A 16587-nucleotide genomic window follows, 5' to 3' on the forward strand; every position below is an offset into this window, starting at 1 on the left:
CCGCTCCGGTTAAAAGTGTACAAGAACAAACATGGGTTGTTCATTGAACATTTGAACTGACCGATTCGATTGATACTGTACCTCGACACTCGTCCCCCTCACTTTGCAACGCCACTCGCGATAAAATTCACGTGCTCGCCGACATGTAAACGTAACTGCAGCTCATCGGCGATTCCCACCGCCACCCGGCTCAATCGCTCAAGCGGCTCTCTCAGACCCGGCTCAAGGCTACTGCTGACCTGGCTAAAGTGTTCGATGGTCAGCCCCGGAACACCCCGCGGTGCGTTAACCATTGTCCATTGCAAATCGCTGCTTTGCAGGGCCTCGCGAATTTCTTCAGCCGCATGGCGTTGCAGGCGATCCTCTATTTCCGGTTCGTCCAATACCTCGAAATCACCCACCAGGAACAGTCGCGCAATACGGGATGCCTGCATGCCTTCGATCAGCGCATCCACAGCCAACACTTGTTCCACGGGCCCCGGGATAATGCTTTTTTCCACGTATTCGCTGTTGTAAGGCAGCCCTGGCGCGTCTAACAGGCAGACCACGGCCGTGCTGCCGGCCACGCTCTGCTTTACTCGCTCGGCGTCAAACAGGTCGCCGCTCTTGGTGCGCAGCCCCGGACGCGGTGGGAGCGCTGTGAGGTCGTCGAGAATCGCGATCACTTCATGCTGACGCCGCAGCATTTCAGCCATCAGCGCACTGCCCAGGCTACTCATGGCACCATAAAGCACCACTTTCACAACGGGGGTTTCGGCATTTTTCATGGCTGGGGTCCCTTGATTGCAACGTATATGGCGTGTGACCCGCGGCAATCGTTCAGGGTTCGACCGGGTTTGGAGGGTTTCAGATGCAAGGGATAAAGGGCTATCACGCCCACGTGTACTTCAACGCGAGCAACATCGATCAGGCGCGGGCACTGTGCGAGCAGGCGGCGCAGCGGTTTCCCTTAAGGATGGGGCGCGTGCACGAACGTCCGGTAGGTCCGCACCCGGACTGGAGCTGCCAGTTGGCCTTCGAGCCACACTACCTGGGCGAGGTGCTGCCGTGGCTGGCGCTCAACCGCAAGGGCCTGGTGGTGTTCCTGCATCCCGATACCGGCAACGATCTGCTGGACCACACCGAGCATGCAATCTGGATGGGGGCGATTCGACCCCTGGATTTGAGCATTTTTTGATCAGCGAGATTCACCCTCGGTCCTCTACGCGCACATCGATGCTGTCCGACGACCGGTTAAACATCCGGTCATTGCTTTCACTGGCGAAAGCTGGCTGAAAGCTTCCCCGATTAGGATCGCCTCACTCCCGGCAACAGACCGGTTGGCCCACGCGAGTGTTTTGCTGCTCGCACGGCCCATTTAACAACAACAATGGTGATCCTGATGTCCTTCTCAATCCGCCCCTGCGCTGTAACTCCGCCCGCTCGACTCGTGCTTCCCGTTCTGCGCTGACCTCACCCGGTTCGCTCATTTCCCCTAGCCGCGCCACGCCTGGAGTATTCCCATGCTGACTTTCCTTGGCTTTGCCATGGTCATCACGTTCATGTTCCTGATCATGACCAAGCGCCTGTCCGCGCTGATTGCCCTGATCATCATCCCGATTGTTTTCGCCCTGTTCGGTGGTTTTGCGCCGAAGATCGGTCCGATGATGCTCGAAGGCATCACCAAGCTCGCGCCGACCGGTGTGATGCTGATGTTCGCGATTCTGTACTTCGCCCTGATGATCGACTCCGGCCTGTTCGACCCGGCTGTGCGCAAGATCCTCAAACTGGTCAAGGGCGACCCGCTGAAAGTTTCGGTCGGCACCGCCGTACTGGCGCTCGTCGTCTCCCTTGATGGTGACGGCGCGACCACTTACATGATCTGCGTGGCGGCCATGCTGCCGCTCTACAGCCGCATCGGCATGAGCCCGCGCATCATGGCCGGCCTGATCATCCTCGCCGGTGGCGTGATGAACATGACCCCGTGGGGTGGCCCGACCGCCCGTGCCGCGAGCGCGCTGCACGTGGACCCGTCCGACATCTTCGTGCCGATGATTCCGGCGATGCTGGCGGGTGTGGTGGCGATCCTGGCAATTGCCTACTTCTACGGCAAGCGCGAACGCGCTCGTCTGGGTGAACTGCACCTGGCGGGCGATGAAATTGACCACAGTGAGATCAGCGTTTCGCAATTCCCGGATGCCCGCCGTCCGAAGCTTATCTGGTTCAACGGCGCGTTGACGCTGGTGCTGATGTGCACCCTGATTGGCGGCTTGTTGCCACTGCCGGTGTTGTTCATGGTGGCGTTCAGTATCGCGATGATCGTCAACTACCCTTGCCTGCAAATGCAGAAAGATCGCGTTGCGGCCCATGCCGGCAGCGTGCTGGCAGTGGTCGGTTTGATCTTCGCGGCCGGTATTTTCACCGGTATCCTGTCGGGCACCGGCATGGTCGATGCGATGTCGAAAAGCCTGCTGGCGGTGATTCCGGATTTCCTCGGCCCGTACCTGGCAGTGATTACCGCGCTGGTGAGCATGCCGTTCACATTTTTCATGTCGAACGATGCATTTTATTACGGCGTTTTACCGGTACTTGCCGAAGCGGCGAGTCATTACGGTATAACCGCGGTTGAAATGGCACGTGCCTCGATCGTCGGTCAGCCCGTCCACTTGTTGAGCCCGCTGGTACCCTCGACTTATCTGTTGGTGGCCCTGGCCGGTATCGACTTCGGTGACCACCAGCGCTTTACCCTGAAGTGGGCAGTTCTGGTGTGCATGTGCATACTTGTTGCAGCATTGCTGATGGGGATTTTTCCGCTGTTCAGCACTCTATAAGCCCAAGACTCACCGTGAAGGGTCCTGGCTTTTTGATCGAAGCCCGGACCCTTCGTGGTTCAACACATCCTCAAAGGAATACACATGGAATGGCTGACCAACCCTGAGATCTGGGTTGCCTTCTTTACCCTGACCGCCCTGGAAATCGTCCTGGGTATCGATAACATCATCATGATTTCGATCCTGGTCAGCCGCATGCCCAAACACATGCAGGCGCGTACCCGGATCTTCGGCCTGGCGCTGGCCATGGTCACGCGAATCCTGTTGTTGCTGTCGATTACCTGGGTCATGCAGCTCACCGCAGACCTGTTCGAGGTCTTCGGCCAAGGCATTTCCGGGCGTGACCTGATCCTGTTCTTCGGCGGCCTGTTCCTGCTGTGGAAAAGCTCGCAAGAGATGTATCACGCGCTGGAAGGCGAAGACGAGACCGGTGAGGAACCGACCGGCAAGGGTGGCAACTTCCTGTACACCATCATCCAGATCGCGATCATCGACATCGTGTTCTCCCTGGATTCGGTGATCACGGCAGTGGGCATGGTCTCCCATGTACCGGTCATGGTCGCGGCCATTGTTGTCGCCGTACTGGTGATGATGTTGGCGGCCGGTACCATCAGCTCGTTCATCGACAAGCACCCGTCGTTGAAAATGCTGGCGTTGTCGTTCCTGCTGGTAGTCGGCACCGTGTTGATCGCCGAGTCGTTCGAAGTCCACGTACCCAAAGGCTACGTCTACTTCGCCATGGCGTTCTCGCTGGCGGTGGAAGCGTTCAACATCAAGATGCGCACTGCCATGGCAAGAAAGCGCAAGCAGCAGGACCCGGTGAAACTGCGCAAGGATATTCCTGGCCAGTAATATCGCTAACCTGCATGAAACCTGGGGGAGCGGGCCTGCTCGCGATGGTCGTCAACGATAACGCGTACTGACTAAGTCAACTCGTTGTCCTCGATACCATCGCGAGCAGGCTCGCTCCCACAGGGCATGAATGGGGACCTCAGGGTCCCTATTTTGTTTTTCCATCCAGCTGTTTTTATGACACTTTTGTTTCAATCATCTGTTTAGCTATGCGATGCTGGCGCGCAGACCGTTAGCCAACTACAGCTTAAGTACAGAACGTAGAAAAACGCGCGGCACGTCAACTTGCTCCTTTGGGGCGCTACCACCACAGGGGGCCTTTATGCTCACCCTGCTCAATTTGTTATCTGCCGTGGCCCTGCTGATCTGGGGCACGCACATCGTCCGAACCGGCATCCTGCGGGTCTACGGGTCCAATCTGCGCCATGTGATTGGCCAGAACATGTCCAGGCGCTGGCTGGCGTTTATTTCCGGCATCGTCGTGACGGCCATGGTCCAGAGCAGTAACGCCACGGCCATGCTCGTCACTTCTTTTGTTGGACAGGGCCTGATGGCACTGACCCCGGCACTGGCGACCATGCTTGGCGCAGACGTCGGCACGGCGTTGATGGCCCGGGTACTGACTTTCGATCTGTCCTGGTTGTCGCCGCTGCTGATTTTTGTCGGGGTGATTTTCTTCCTGTCCCGCAAGCAGACGCGACTTGGGCAGATGGGACGGGTCAGCATTGGTCTGGGCCTGATCATTCTGGCGCTGCAGCTGATCGTTGAATCCGCCGCGCCGATCACCCAGGCCCAAGGCGTAAAGGTGATTTTCGCCTCGCTGACCGGCGATATCCTGCTCGACGCCCTGGTCGGCGCGCTGTTTGCGATGGTCTCCTACTCAAGCCTCGCCGCCGTGCTGCTCACCGCCACGCTTGCCGGCGCGGGAGTGATCAGCCTGCCGGTGGCTATCGGCCTGGTGATTGGCGCGAACATCGGCAGCGGCGTGCTGGCCTTCCTCAGCACCAGCATGCAAAACGCCGCAGGCCGCCAGGTGGCGCTCGGCAGCCTGTTGTACAAACTGATAGGACTATTGCTGATCATTCCGGTGCTGGACCCTTTGGTGCACTGGATCGACAGCCTCGACTTCAGCCCGCAGGAAATGGTCATCGGCTTCCATTTGCTCTACAACACCGTGCGCTGCCTGATCCTGCTGCCCAGCGTGGGGCCGATGGCCAGGTTGTGTGCCTGGTTGCTGCCGGAACGTCCGGAGATCAATGGCACGGCCAGACCTCGCCACCTGGACCTGACTGCGCTGGTCACACCCAGCCTGGCGCTGGCCAATGCGGCACGGGAGACCCTGCGCATCGGCGACCTGATCGATAACATGCTCGAAGCCATGCTTGATGTGCTGCACGGCAAGCAGACGGCCGTGACTCAGGAAATGCGCCGCCTGACGGATGATGTTGAATCGCTCTACAGCGCCATCAAGCTGTACCTGGCGCAAATGCCCCGTGAAGACTTGAGCGAGCAGGACAGTCGACGCTGGGCGGAGACCATCGAGCTGGCGATCAATCTAAAGCTTGCCAGCGACCTGATCGAACGCATGCTGCGCAAGGTCCAGCAACAGAAGACTTCGCAGCGTCGGTCATTTTCCGAAGTGGGCCTGGAGGAGTTGGCGGGGCTGCACAGCCAGCTGATCTCCAACCTGCGCCTGGGGTTGTCGGTGTACCTCAGTTCCGACAAGGAAAGCGCCCGCCAGTTGTTGCGTGAGAAACGTCGTTTTCGCGCGCAGGAACGGCGCCTGGCGCATGCGCATGTGAGCCGTTTGCAGCGCAAGATTGTGCAGAGTATCGAGACCAGTTCCTTGCATCTGGAGCTGATTGCCGACATGAAGCGCCTCAACTCACTGTTTTGCAGCAGTGCCTATGCAGTGCTGGAAACGTCCGACACAGGTGCGCTGGCGGTGGACGATTTGGCGGACATCACACATTCGCCTTGAACGTCTGCCAAGGTGGTGAGTCAGTAACGTTGGTTCAGCCTCAAGACCGCTTTCGCGAGCAGGCCCGCTCCCACAGGGGGTTGTGAGCCCCAAAAATCTACTGGGGGAGCGGCTTGCCCGCGAAAGCGGCCTGACTGACGACATGGATCTCCGATTAGGTTGCCTGGAAGCCCGTTATGCGTTGCCTGTTGTTCGCCTGTCTACTGCTTGGCTCATTACCCTCATTCGCCCTGGATCGCTTCCAGGTCGAGGGTTATACGCTGCCCAACGGTTTGCAATTGCTGCTCAAGCCCGGCATGGACCGTGGTCATGTGGCGATTCGCCTGGTGGTGGGCGTCGGTCTGGATGACTTCGGTTGCGCCGACAAGGAGCTGCCGCACCTGCTCGAACATCTGTTGTTCAGCGGCATCGACGCCACCGGCGAAGGTGGGCTGGAAGAGCGCATGCAGGCCCTGGGCGGCGAATGGAATGCCTACACCAGCAACGCCGACACCACGTTCGTCATAGAGGCGCCGGCGAAAAACCAGCGCAAAGTGCTGGATCTGTTGCTGGCCCTGTTGACCCAGACCCGTTTTGACGACAACGCGATCAATGCCGCCAAGCAGGTGGTGGAGCGTGAGGACGGTGGCCACTATTCTCACCTGCAGCGTTGGCTCGATCGTCAGGATCTGGGCCACACCGCGAGTAACCAGCTGGCAGTGGAACTGGGCCTCAAATGCCCTGAGCGCGCGCAAGTCGATCACCTGACCCGCGAGCAGCTCGAGGACGTGCGCAACGCCTGGTACGCCCCCAACAACATGACGTTGATCGTGGTCGGCGACCTTGATCGCCTGCTGCCAGCCTATCTGGAGCGGGCCTATGGCGAGATCGAACCAGTTGACCCGACCGATCACCCGCCCCTGCCGGAAATCAAGGCAACGGCTGCCCACGAGCGCACGTTGAGCCACGGCCTGGTTGGCAACGGCGCCAAGCTGCACTGGCTGGTGCCCGAGCCGGTACTGGAGGACCAGCACGACGAGACCTTTGATTTGCTCAAGGACTACCTGGACTGGGCGCTCTACCGCCAGATGCGCCTGGCACATAGCCTGTCCTACGGGCCCTCGGCCGAGCGCGAGGTGTTCGGCGGGGTCGGTTTCATGAGCCTCAATGCGGACTTGGAGCGCGATGATTTGCCCGCAGCCAAGCAGGTCCTGGAAGAGCTCAAGGCCGGCCTGCTCAAGGACGGTCTAAACGTCGAGACTTTCAACCGCCTCAAACAGGCCGCCATCGCCCGCCAGGCCTGGGCCGTGCAGGGCAACAGTGCGCTGGCCGATTATTACTGGGGCGCGCTGGGTGACTTCCAGAACGGGCGCTTTGCTGACCCGGCCAGGGATCTGCAGGGCGTCACCCTGGAAGAAGCCAACCGGGCCATGCGCTCGTTGTTGTTGCAGCCGGGGTATCTGCGCATTGAAAAGCCGTTGGTCAGTGATGATGAATTGATCTGGCTGGTGGCCGGGATGTTGGGCCTGCTGGTACTTGGATTGTGGGCGTGGCGTTTGCGCCGAAAGATTTCATGACGACGGGGGCGAGCCTGCTCGCCACACCGCCCTCCCGGGCGGTAATCTGTCGAGGATTTTTCCAACGACTAGTGCGAACCGCCGAATGCCAACCCTGACCCTGTACGTGCAGCGCATACTGGAATTGATGAAGCGCTACCCCGGGGTCATTGCGCTCGGTGGTTTTATCTCCGGGGTCGGCAGTTTCATTCTGGTCGATCGCCAGCAAGGGCTGGCGACCTGGATCACCATCATCATGGTTCTCAGCTGGATCTGGCTGATGCTGGAAAACAGCCTGACCAAGCTGTTTGCCAAAATCTTCAAGCGCGAGATCCCCCAGCCCTTGCTGCGCTATGCCACGCAGATGATCCACCAGGAAAGCCTGTTCTTCGTCCTGCCGTTCTTTTTCATCACCACCACCTGGAACAGCGGGCAGTTGTTCTTTACCGGGCTGCTGTGTATCGCCGCGCTGATATCGATCATCGACCCGCTCTACTACAAGTGGCTGGCTCCCCGCCGCTGGGCGTTCCTGGCCCTGCATACGCTGACTTTGTTCGCTGCGCTGCTGACCGCCCTGCCCGTCATTCTGCACCTGACTACAGCCCAGAGCTTCAAACTGGCCCTGGGCACTGCGGTGGTCCTGTCGTTCCCCAGCCTGGCGTCGATCTTTCCCATTCGCACGGTACGCAACGCGGTGGCGATCCTGAGTATCACCGTGGGGATCGGTGGCGTCGGCTGGGTGCTGCGTTCCTGGGTGCCGCCGGCGACACTGTGGATGACCGATGTTGCCATCAGCACGCAACTGCAGGACCGCACCCCTGGCGACAGCCTGGATGAAGTCACGGTCGAGCAGATCCGTGGTGGCGGGCTGTATGCCTACACCGCGATCAACGCGCCACGCGGGCTGGACGAGCGGATTTACCACGTGTGGAAGTTCAACGGCAAAGAGGTCGATCGCATCCCGCTGGATATCCATGGCGGGCGCAAGGAAGGCTATCGCGCGTGGACTCACAAGCAGAACTTCCCGGGCAATCCGGCCGGTAACTGGCAGGTGCGGGTGCTCACCGAGGATGGCCAGGTCATTGGCGTGTTACGTTTCAAGATCACAGACAGCACACCGATCAAAGAAAAGTAATACGCTGCGTGATATTACGTACCACAGTCATTGAGTCGAACAAGCATGGAGCTTATGACCAGCAGTACAACGGCCGGCAACGCCCAACTGGACGCCTCTCACTCTCCTGCACAATTGCGGGTCACGGGTGACTGGACGCTTGCCCATTACACCAACCTCAACGGCCTTTGCGAAACCATTCGCGGCCAATACGACGACAGCACCCACATCGACCTCAATGGCCTGGGCGCCCTCGATACGGCCGGCGCGTCGTTGTTGGTGGAGTTGTTGGGGTCCGAGCGGCTTGGCAAGTCCGCCGAGCACCCGGACTGCACCTTGTCCGGCGCCGATCGCGCACTGCTGCAAACCGTCTATTGTTCCATGACTGATTTCTGCGTGCCGATCAAGGAGCCCGAAGTCAGCGTCGGCATCCAACTGCTGACGCGCATCGGGCGCGCGGTGGACGCGGTCTGGCAAGACACCCTGCAGTTGCTCGGGTTTGTCGGCCTGATCCTGGAAACCATCGCCCGCAGCCTGTTTCGCCCTAAACGCTGGCGCATCACGCCAATGGTGGCGCACATCGAGCAAACCGGTCTGGACGCTGCGCCGATTGTTGCCCTGCTGACCTTCCTGGTCGGTGCTGTGGTGGCATTTCTGGGGGCGACGGTGCTGGCGAGTTTTGGTGCGAGTATCTTTACCGTGGACCTGGTGGCGTTCTCGTTCCTGCGCGAGTTCGGCGTGCTGCTCACCGCGATCCTGATGGCCGGCCGCACCGCCAGCGCCTTCACCGCCCAGATAGGGTCGATGAAGGCCAACGAAGAAATCGACGCCATTCGCACATTGGGCCTGGACCCCATGGAGCTGCTGGTCGTGCCGCGAGTCCTTGCGCTGCTGGTCGCGCTGCCGATGCTGACGTTTCTGGCGATGCTCTCCGGGATTATCGGCGGCGGTGTGGTGTGCGCGGTTTCGCTGGATATCTCCCCGGCGATGTTCCTCTCGCTGTTGCAATCGGATATTGGCGTTCAGCACTTCCTGGTGGGCATCGTCAAAGCGCCGATCTTCGCCTTCCTGATTGCCGCCATCGGTTGTCTGGAGGGCTTCAAGGTCAGCGGCAGCGCCGAGTCCGTTGGGGCACACACCACGTCGAGTGTGGTCCAGTCGATTTTTGTGGTGATTGTGCTCGATGCCGTGGCCGCGCTGTTTTTCATGGAGATGGGCTGGTGAGTCGTCAACCCCGAGCGTCCTCCGAGGCGGTGATCGAAGTCCGCGGCTTGTGCAATCGTTTCGGCAGCCAGAGCGTGCATGAGAATCTCGACCTGGACTTGTACAAAGGCGAGATCCTCGCCGTGGTCGGTGGTTCCGGCAGCGGCAAATCGGTGCTGTTGCGCAGCATCGTCGGCTTGCGCCAGCCCAGCGAGGGCATGGTGAAGGTCTTCGGGAAAAACCTGCCGGCCCTTCCCGAGCACGAGCGCTCGCTGGTGGAGCGCCGTTTTGGCGTGTTATTCCAGAAAGGCGCCCTGTTCTCCTCGCTGACCGTGACCGAGAACGTCGCCCTGCCCCTAATCGAGCACGCGGGGTTGAGCCGCAATGACGCCGAGCACCTGGCGGCGGTAAAGCTGGCCTTGGCGGGCTTGCCGCTGTCTGCTGCGGACAAGTACCCCGCTTCGCTGTCCGGCGGGATGATCAAGCGCGCCGCACTGGCTCGCGCGCTGGCGCTGGATCCGGACATCCTGTTTCTCGACGAGCCCACCGCCGGCCTTGATCCCATCGGCGCTGCCGCTTTCGACCAATTGATCCTGACCCTGCGTGATGCGCTGGGCTTGAGTGTGTTTCTGGTCACCCACGACCTGGACACCCTCTACACCATCACCGATCGAGTGGCGGTGCTGGCGCAGAAAAAAGTGCTGGTGGCGGATGCCATCGACGAGGTTTCGGAAACCGACGATGCGTGGATTCACGAATATTTCCACGGCCCTCGCGGCCGCGCGGCGCTGACTGCCGCTCAACAGCTCAACGAGGTCTGACATGGAAACCCGAGCCCATCACGTACTGATCGGCCTGTTCACGGTAATTGTGGTGGCAGCCGCCCTGCTCTTCGGGCTCTGGCTGGCCAAGTCCAGTGTGGATACCGAGTTCAAGGACTACGAAATCGTGTTCAACGAGGCGGTCAGCGGCCTGTCCAAAGGCAGCGCCGTGCAATACAGCGGGATCAAGGTCGGCGACGTGGTGACCCTGCGCCTGGACCCGAACGATCCGCGTCGGGTATTGGCGCGGATTCGCCTGGGCGGCGAGACGCCGATCAAGGAAGACACCCAGGCCAAACTGGCGCTGACCGGGATCACCGGCACGTCGATCATCCAGCTGAGCGGCGGCACGCCCCAGAGCCCGACGCTCAAGGGCAAGGACGGCAAACTGCCGGTGATCGTAGCGGCGCCGTCGCCCATCGCTCGCCTGCTGAACGACAGCAACGACCTGATGGCGGGCGTCAACACGCTGATGCACAACGCCAACCTGATGTTCTCCACGGAAAACGTCGAGCGCATCAGCAAGACTCTGGAGCACCTGGAGCAGACGACTGGCACCATCGCAGACCAGCGCGGCGATATCCGCCAGGCCATGCAACAACTGGCATCGGTGGGCAAGCAGGCGGGCGCGATGCTGGAACAGACCTCTGCGCTGATGCGCAATGCCAACGGCCTGCTCAATGATCAGGGCAAGCAGATGTTCGGCAGCGCCGAGCAGGCCATGAAGTCGCTGGAACAAAGCAGCGCCACCATCAATAAGCTGCTGTCCAGCAACCAGGACTCGCTCAACAATGGCATGCAGGGTCTTAACGGGCTCGCACCCGCTGTGCGAGAACTGCGCGATACGCTGACCTCGCTGCGCGCCATCTCCCAGCGCCTGGAAGCCAATCCCAGCGGATATCTGCTGGGCAACGACAAGAACAAGGAATTCACCCCATGAAGCTGACCCGCGCCCTGCTCTTCACCGGTTTTGCGCTGATCAGTGCCTGCTCGATCCTGCCCAAGGCGGATCCGTCGGATGTGTACCGACTGCCATCGACTCAAGGCGCTGCTCCGGTCAGGCACGACGCCGTTCAGCCGTGGTCGTTGCGTCTGGCCAAACCCCAAGCAAGTCAGGCACTGAACAGCCCGAACATCGCCGTCATTCCCCAGGGCGACCTGATCAGCAGTTACAAAGCCTCGCGCTGGAGTGACCCTGCTCCCGTGTTGCTGCGCAATCGCCTGCTGGATGGCTTTCAGCGTGACGGCCGGGTAACGCTGCTAAGCACTGACGACAGCAACTTCCAGGCGGACCTGGAGCTCGGTGGCAATTTGCAGGCGTTCCAGACCGAGTATCAGGGTACGGCAGCTACCGTGGTGGTGCGTCTGGATGCGTTGTTGGTGCGCGGGTATGACCAGCGGATTCTCGCCAGTCGTCGCTTTGAAGTGCGCCAGCCGCTGACCGACGTGCAGGTGCCGGCCGTGGTGGCCGGGTTTGGCCTGGCGAGCGACCAGCTGACGGCGCAGGTGGTGGATTGGGCGGTGGCGCAAGGCCAAAAAGCAGCCCCGCTGCCGCGCCCATAAATCCGGCACATTCCCTCTCCAGGCGCGAGCTAGATCGCGAAGCGCTTGAGGGGGCCGCTGGGGGTCAGGTTGCCAGCGTTATCGTTCACGACCATCGCGAGCGAGCTCGCTCCTACAAGGGGCCCTTGTTAGCCGAAGAACCAGTAGCAAACGCCGATTGCGCAGGCTACTCCGGCGAACTCCGCCAATAAAGCGCAGCCAACAGCATGCCGCGCACGCTGAATTCCTACCGCGCCGAAGTACACCGCCAACACATAAAACGTGGTTTCAGTGCTGCCCTGTATCGTCGCCGCCACCAACGCCGGGAAGCTGTCGACCCCAGACGTTTTCATGGTCTCGATCAACATGGCGCGGGCGGCGCTGCCGGAGAAGGGCTTGACCATCGCGGTCGGTAGCGCGTCAACGAACCGCGTGTCCCAACCCGCCCACTCCACAAGGTGCCGAATGCCATCCAGGCCAAAATCCAGCGCGCCCGAGGCCCGCAACACGCCGACCGCGCAGAGCATCGCCACCAGGTACGGCAACAGATTCTTCGCTACATCGAAGCCTTCCTTCGCACCTTCGACGAACGCTTCATAGACCTTAACTTTGCGTAGCGCGCCAATCACCAGGAACAGCATGATCAGGCCAAACAGCGTCAGGTTGCCGAGAATGGAAGACAGGCCGGCCAATGCGGTGGCTGACAGCGTCGCCAGCAGTGCCATGAAGCCGCCGAGTGCCAGGGCACCGGGGATCATGTAGGCAAGCACCACCGGATCCCACAGACGCAGGCGTTGCATGAATGCCACGGATAGCAACCCAACCAGAGTCGAACAGCTGGTGGCCAGCAGGATCGGCAGGAACACCAGGGTTGGATCCGGCGCACCTTGCTGCGCCCGGTACATGAAGATCGTCACCGGCAGCAGCGTCAGCGAAGAGGCATTGAGCACCAGGAAGAGGATTTGCGCGTTGCTGGCAATGGTCGGGCTGGGGTTGAGCTCCTGCAGTGCCTTCATGGCTTTCAAGCCGATTGGTGTGGCAGCGTTGTCCAGGCCCAGGCCGTTGGCGGCGAAGTTGAGGGTGATCAGGCCGATCGCCGGGTGACCCGCCGGGACTTCCGGCATCAGCCGCAGGAACAGCGGCCCCAACGCTTTTGCCAACCAGTCGACGATGCCGGCTTTTTCGGCGATCCGCAGAAAGCCCAGCCAAAGGGTGAGGGTGCCAAACAACAGGACCATGACCTCGACCGACAACTTGGCCATGGCGAAAATGCTCTCCACCATCGCGGCAAAGATCCCGGCGTTGCCGCCAATCAACCACTGCGCCAGCGCTGATACGGCGGCCACGATGAAGAAGCCAAGCCACAGGCCATTAAGCATCAGTCAAATCCCCCAAAGAATGCGGCGAATGATAGCGGGGTAGCCAGAAACGACAAACCCCGGATTTCTCCGGGGGTTGTCTGGAACTGCTGGCGGCCCATTTACATGGATGGCCTCAACCTACTGTAGGAGCTGCCGAAGGCTGCGATCTTTTGATCTGGCTTTTAAAAAAAATCAAAAGATCGCAGCCTTCGGCAGCTCCTACAGAGTGATCTGCCCCCCAAAAGTCATGATGAATGTTCAACATTTTGGGGGCAGACCAGCGTGCGTCAGTTTTTGGAAACTTCACCTGCCGGCAGTTTTTCCTTGCTGCGCCAGTGCGGCAACGAGTTCCAGTAGCGTTGGCCCTTGGCATCGTCGTACATGCCTTCCCAGCGGGAGATGACCAGGACCGCCAAAGCGTTGCCGATCACGTTCAGTGCGGTACGGGCCATGTCCATGATGCGGTCGACACCGGCGATGAAAGCCAGGCCTTCCAATGGAATACCCACGCTGCCCAGGGTCGCCAGCAGCACCACGAAGGACACGCCCGGCACGCCGGCGATGCCTTTGGAGGTTACCATCAGGGTCAACACCAGCAGCAGTTGCTGGCTGATCGACAGGTCAATGCCGTACAGCTGGGCAATGAAGATTGCCGCGATGCTCTGATACAGCGTCGAGCCGTCGAGGTTGAAGGAGTAGCCGGTCGGTACCACAAAGCTGCAGATGGCTTTCGGCGCGCCGTACGCTTCCATTTTCTCGATAACCCGCGGCAGCACGGTTTCGGAGCTGGCGGTGGAGTAGGCCAGTACCAGCTCATCCTTGAAGATGCGCATCAGCTTGATCACCGAGAAGCCGAACAGGCGAGCAATCAGGCCCAGCACCATGAAGGCGAAGAAGGCAATAGCGAAGTAAACCAGCAGCACCAGTTTGGCCAGTGGCAGCAGGGACGCGAAGCCGAAGTTGGCCACGGTCACCGCGATCAGTGCGAACACGCCGATCGGGGCATAGTTCATGATCATGTGGGTGACCTTGAACATGCTTTCCGACACGCCCTGGAACAGGGTGACCAGCGGATCGCGCAATTCCGGTTTCAGGCTCGACAGACCGAGGCCGAACAATACCGAGAAGAAAATGATCGGAAGCATCTCGCCGCGAGCAATGGCCGCGAAGATATTCGACGGGATCAGGTTGAGAATGGTCTCGATGAACGCGTGTTCATGCTGGACCTCGGCAGCTGTGGCCTGGTACTTGGAGATATCCACAGTGCCCAGGGTGCTCATGTCGATGCCGGAGCCCGGGTGGAACAGGTTGGCCAGTACCAGCCCGACGACGATGGCGATCGTGGTGACCACTTCGAAGTAGAGGATGGTCTTGAGGCCGATGCTGCCGAGCTTTTTCGCGTCACCGACGCCTGCAATGCCGACGATCAACGAAGAGATTACGATCGGAATCACGATCATCTTGATCAGACGGATAAAGATATCGCCTGCCGGTTGCAGAACGTTACTGATCCACCAGGCTTTTTCGGCACCGAAATGGTTGAGCAGCGCACCGATTGCAATCCCCAATACCAGACCGATGAGGATCTGCCAGGCGAGGCTAAGCTTTGCCTTCTTCATATCTTTACCCTTACTTGCGTTTGACTCAGGCAGATGCGCGGAACAGGAACGCTCATGGCGAAAAAGTCTTGTGCATCGGCCTCCGTATAAGGTGCCCCGGAGCGCTTGTTGGTAGCTCTCTGGCAGGCGAAAAAAGGCGCAACTATTCCGATGCAAGGCAGCGACGTCTAATGCCGTAAACGCCTACCCTATGCCGAATCGGCATGAGCTTTTTTAATCGAAACTGGCGTCCCAACCGGTTCGAATACGACATTTCGGCAGGCAAAAGTGCCGTGAACCGGCCATTACAGCGGGTATTGAGTGTTTTTTGATCAATCGTAGAAAGGGATTTTTGGCGCAAAATTCGCTGATCAGAAAGTCAAATAGCCTTGAAAAATCAGGTTATTTTTCTCGATGTACGGTCGCCAGGAAACACCGGGAAATGTATTTTTCCGGTGAAATTGATTCGAATTGTAGAGAGGAAGGTGCAAACGAGGATTGAGTGCTAACCGAATGCCTCGATTGCATAAGCTCTTCGCAGGTTCGTCGACATTGAATATCGCGAACCTGCGTCGCAGCTTTTTTCCTGACCCGGCCCTTGCGCAGGTACTCCCTGTACCCGTAGGTCACTGCGCCCCTGAAACAGGCAGAGCGTCCCGGCCCCCTGGTCATGCGCCTGCCGTCATCGGGCAGTGCATCGGAAAGACGCCTGGCGGCCTCTTTCTATTTCAAACTCAGTACCACTTTGGATCTTTTTTCAGTTGTTCCATCAACAGGTTCTGCATGCCCTCATCGGGCTTGCCGAGGAACCGGTAAGTAGCATGTCGGGTCGGCGACTTGTCAGCCGGCAGCCCGGCTGGCACTTCAACCAGCATCCCGTAGGCGTCATCCTTGTCGAAGCTGACAGCAACGATCAGACGCTTGTTCAGACAGGTCGCCTGCGATTCGCATAGCGGTCCTACAAGGTACTTGTCGCCATCCTCTTCCACTGCATTCATTTGCTCGGCGTCTCCGGACAGGTTCATCACCCATTCCGGCAGGCGTTCTTCCTTCTTCACCACGCCTTGCCAGGTTTCGCGATACTGCGGATCGGAATTCAACAGCTCGTTGACCCGCGTCTGGCCATCATTGGCCGCCATCGCCATGGCACTGCCGCCCAGTAGCAGGGCGGCTGCCAGTGTCTTCAACGAGACGTTCATGTTCAGCCTCGACCACGACGGCCAAAGAAGAACGACGCAATGAACATCACCAGGAACACGACAAAGAGAATCTTGGCGATACCCGTGGCGGTGCCCGCGATACCACCGAAACCCAGTACGGCGGCAATGATGGCAATGATCAAGAATGTGATTGCCCAGCTCAACATGGTGATTCTCCTTACGCTTCTATTTTAGAGGTGATGCTTTGTGGTGCTTTTCCCGGCGCAAGCAGCGCGCCAAGTCTGGTGATCAGAACACCCAGCGCTCCTGACGAGGCATCTCATTCGCAGGCTGTGCCTGGTCGACGTCCATCATCCGCAGGGGGGTGCTATCTGCCGCTTGACTGCTGGCGGCACTGAAGTGGGTTTGAGTCGGATATTTGAATGACAGCTGCGGCGCTTCCTGCTGCTGGCTCTGCTCCCAACGCTGGAATTGCTGGCCGCCAATCAATGTGATCAAAAGCGCAAGTACAGCGAACAGACCTTGCTGGATGTGCAGGGGCGAGATGCGCAATTGGGCGGCACGTTGGCGATTCATCCGGAAACTCCTCCCACTTCGGTGGTGATCTTGT

General features: G+C 59.6%; 16 protein-coding genes. 10 read left to right on the plus strand and 6 right to left on the minus strand.

Annotated features, from left to right (window positions below; all coding sequences use genetic code 11):
- Positions 1 to 98 precede the first annotated feature (98 nt).
- Complete coding sequence (locus tag IMW75_RS02765) at positions 99 to 767, minus strand: NAD(P)-dependent oxidoreductase (RefSeq protein ID WP_205891816.1); 669 nt, start codon at positions 765 to 767, stop codon at positions 99 to 101.
- Between the two features lie 83 nt (positions 768 to 850).
- On the opposite strand from IMW75_RS02765, the gene IMW75_RS02770 reads away from it, so the two are divergent.
- From IMW75_RS02770 to IMW75_RS02815, 10 genes are all read left to right on the plus strand, one after another.
- Positions 851 to 1177, plus strand: coding sequence for a DOPA 4,5-dioxygenase family protein (locus IMW75_RS02770; RefSeq protein ID WP_205891817.1), 327 nt, complete (start codon positions 851 to 853; stop codon positions 1175 to 1177).
- Positions 1178 to 1502: 325 nt separating this feature from the next.
- Positions 1503 to 2810: a CitMHS family transporter gene (locus IMW75_RS02775; RefSeq protein ID WP_045061648.1), complete on the plus strand. Its 1308-nt coding sequence runs from the start codon at positions 1503 to 1505 to the stop codon at positions 2808 to 2810.
- Between the two features lie 84 nt (positions 2811 to 2894).
- Positions 2895 to 3662, plus strand: coding sequence for a TerC family protein (locus IMW75_RS02780; RefSeq protein ID WP_045061647.1), 768 nt, complete (start codon positions 2895 to 2897; stop codon positions 3660 to 3662).
- A 322-nt stretch (positions 3663 to 3984) separates the two neighbouring features.
- Entirely contained in the window at positions 3985 to 5643 is a 1659-nt protein-coding gene (locus IMW75_RS02785; RefSeq protein WP_045061646.1) for a Na/Pi cotransporter family protein, read from the plus strand.
- A 176-nt stretch (positions 5644 to 5819) separates the two neighbouring features.
- Entirely contained in the window at positions 5820 to 7199 is a 1380-nt protein-coding gene (locus IMW75_RS02790) for a M16 family metallopeptidase (RefSeq protein WP_205891818.1), read from the plus strand.
- Between the two features lie 85 nt (positions 7200 to 7284).
- Positions 7285 to 8313 (plus strand): DUF5924 family protein, encoded by a 1029-nt coding sequence (locus IMW75_RS02795; protein ID WP_045061644.1) that lies wholly within the window; start codon positions 7285 to 7287, stop codon positions 8311 to 8313.
- 54 nt (positions 8314 to 8367) lie between these two features.
- Positions 8368 to 9516: an ABC transporter permease gene (locus IMW75_RS02800; RefSeq protein WP_205891819.1), complete on the plus strand. Its 1149-nt coding sequence runs from the start codon at positions 8368 to 8370 to the stop codon at positions 9514 to 9516.
- Complete coding sequence (locus tag IMW75_RS02805; RefSeq protein WP_205891820.1) at positions 9513 to 10316, plus strand: ATP-binding cassette domain-containing protein; 804 nt, start codon at positions 9513 to 9515, stop codon at positions 10314 to 10316. The genes IMW75_RS02800 and IMW75_RS02805 overlap by 4 nt, the downstream gene beginning before the upstream one ends.
- Position 10317: 1 nt before the next feature.
- Positions 10318 to 11256, plus strand: coding sequence for an MlaD family protein (locus IMW75_RS02810; protein WP_205891821.1), 939 nt, complete (start codon positions 10318 to 10320; stop codon positions 11254 to 11256).
- On the plus strand, positions 11253 to 11879 hold the full coding sequence (locus tag IMW75_RS02815; protein WP_205891822.1) for an ABC-type transport auxiliary lipoprotein family protein: 627 nt from the start codon (positions 11253 to 11255) through the stop codon (positions 11877 to 11879). Before IMW75_RS02810 ends, IMW75_RS02815 begins: the two co-directional genes overlap by 4 nt.
- Before the next feature lie 128 nt (positions 11880 to 12007).
- Here IMW75_RS02815 and IMW75_RS02820 read toward each other — a convergent pair whose 3' ends face one another.
- From IMW75_RS02820 to IMW75_RS02840, 5 genes are all read right to left on the minus strand, one after another.
- Positions 12008 to 13237, minus strand: coding sequence for a nucleoside recognition domain-containing protein (locus IMW75_RS02820; protein ID WP_045059129.1), 1230 nt, complete (start codon positions 13235 to 13237; stop codon positions 12008 to 12010).
- A 269-nt stretch (positions 13238 to 13506) separates the two neighbouring features.
- Positions 13507 to 14838, minus strand: a complete 1332-nt coding sequence (gene gltP / locus IMW75_RS02825; protein ID WP_205891823.1) for a glutamate/aspartate:proton symporter GltP — start codon at positions 14836 to 14838, stop codon at positions 13507 to 13509.
- A gap of 713 nt (positions 14839 to 15551) precedes the next feature.
- Positions 15552 to 16016, minus strand: a complete 465-nt coding sequence (locus IMW75_RS02830) for an inhibitor of vertebrate lysozyme family protein (protein WP_045059127.1) — start codon at positions 16014 to 16016, stop codon at positions 15552 to 15554.
- Positions 16017 to 16018: 2 nt separating this feature from the next.
- On the minus strand, positions 16019 to 16183 hold the full coding sequence (locus IMW75_RS02835; protein WP_003177151.1) for a DUF1328 domain-containing protein: 165 nt from the start codon (positions 16181 to 16183) through the stop codon (positions 16019 to 16021).
- An 82-nt stretch (positions 16184 to 16265) separates the two neighbouring features.
- The gene (locus IMW75_RS02840; protein WP_122840885.1) at positions 16266 to 16553 is read right to left on the minus strand and encodes a hypothetical protein; all 288 of its coding nucleotides are present in this window, start codon (positions 16551 to 16553) and stop codon (positions 16266 to 16268) included.
- Positions 16554 to 16587 lie beyond the last annotated feature (34 nt).

The organism is Pseudomonas gregormendelii, from assembly GCF_017114825.1.
Taxonomy (GTDB): domain Bacteria; phylum Pseudomonadota; class Gammaproteobacteria; order Pseudomonadales; family Pseudomonadaceae; genus Aquipseudomonas; species Aquipseudomonas gregormendelii.

Excerpts from the sequence above, each read along its gene's own strand:
- IMW75_RS02765 (WP_205891816.1), bottom strand. The coding sequence starts at position 767 with ATGAAAAATGCCGAAACCCCCGTTGTGAAAGTGGTGCTTTATGGTGCC.
- IMW75_RS02770 (WP_205891817.1), top strand. The coding sequence starts at position 851 with ATGCAAGGGATAAAGGGCTATCACGCCCACGTGTACTTCAACGCGAGC.
- IMW75_RS02775 (WP_045061648.1), top strand. The coding sequence starts at position 1,503 with ATGCTGACTTTCCTTGGCTTTGCCATGGTCATCACGTTCATGTTCCTG.
- IMW75_RS02780 (WP_045061647.1), top strand. The coding sequence starts at position 2,895 with ATGGAATGGCTGACCAACCCTGAGATCTGGGTTGCCTTCTTTACCCTG.
- IMW75_RS02785 (WP_045061646.1), top strand. The coding sequence starts at position 3,985 with ATGCTCACCCTGCTCAATTTGTTATCTGCCGTGGCCCTGCTGATCTGG.
- IMW75_RS02790 (WP_205891818.1), top strand. The coding sequence starts at position 5,820 with ATGCGTTGCCTGTTGTTCGCCTGTCTACTGCTTGGCTCATTACCCTCA.
- IMW75_RS02795 (WP_045061644.1), top strand. The coding sequence starts at position 7,285 with ATGCCAACCCTGACCCTGTACGTGCAGCGCATACTGGAATTGATGAAG.
- IMW75_RS02800 (WP_205891819.1), top strand. The coding sequence starts at position 8,368 with ATGACCAGCAGTACAACGGCCGGCAACGCCCAACTGGACGCCTCTCAC.
- IMW75_RS02810 (WP_205891821.1), top strand. The coding sequence starts at position 10,318 with ATGGAAACCCGAGCCCATCACGTACTGATCGGCCTGTTCACGGTAATT.
- IMW75_RS02815 (WP_205891822.1), top strand. The coding sequence starts at position 11,253 with ATGAAGCTGACCCGCGCCCTGCTCTTCACCGGTTTTGCGCTGATCAGT.
- IMW75_RS02820 (WP_045059129.1), bottom strand. The coding sequence starts at position 13,237 with ATGCTTAATGGCCTGTGGCTTGGCTTCTTCATCGTGGCCGCCGTATCA.
- gltP (WP_205891823.1), bottom strand. The coding sequence starts at position 14,838 with ATGAAGAAGGCAAAGCTTAGCCTCGCCTGGCAGATCCTCATCGGTCTG.
- IMW75_RS02830 (WP_045059127.1), bottom strand. The coding sequence starts at position 16,016 with ATGAACGTCTCGTTGAAGACACTGGCAGCCGCCCTGCTACTGGGCGGC.
- IMW75_RS02835 (WP_003177151.1), bottom strand. The coding sequence starts at position 16,183 with ATGTTGAGCTGGGCAATCACATTCTTGATCATTGCCATCATTGCCGCC.
- IMW75_RS02840 (WP_122840885.1), bottom strand. The coding sequence starts at position 16,553 with ATGAATCGCCAACGTGCCGCCCAATTGCGCATCTCGCCCCTGCACATC.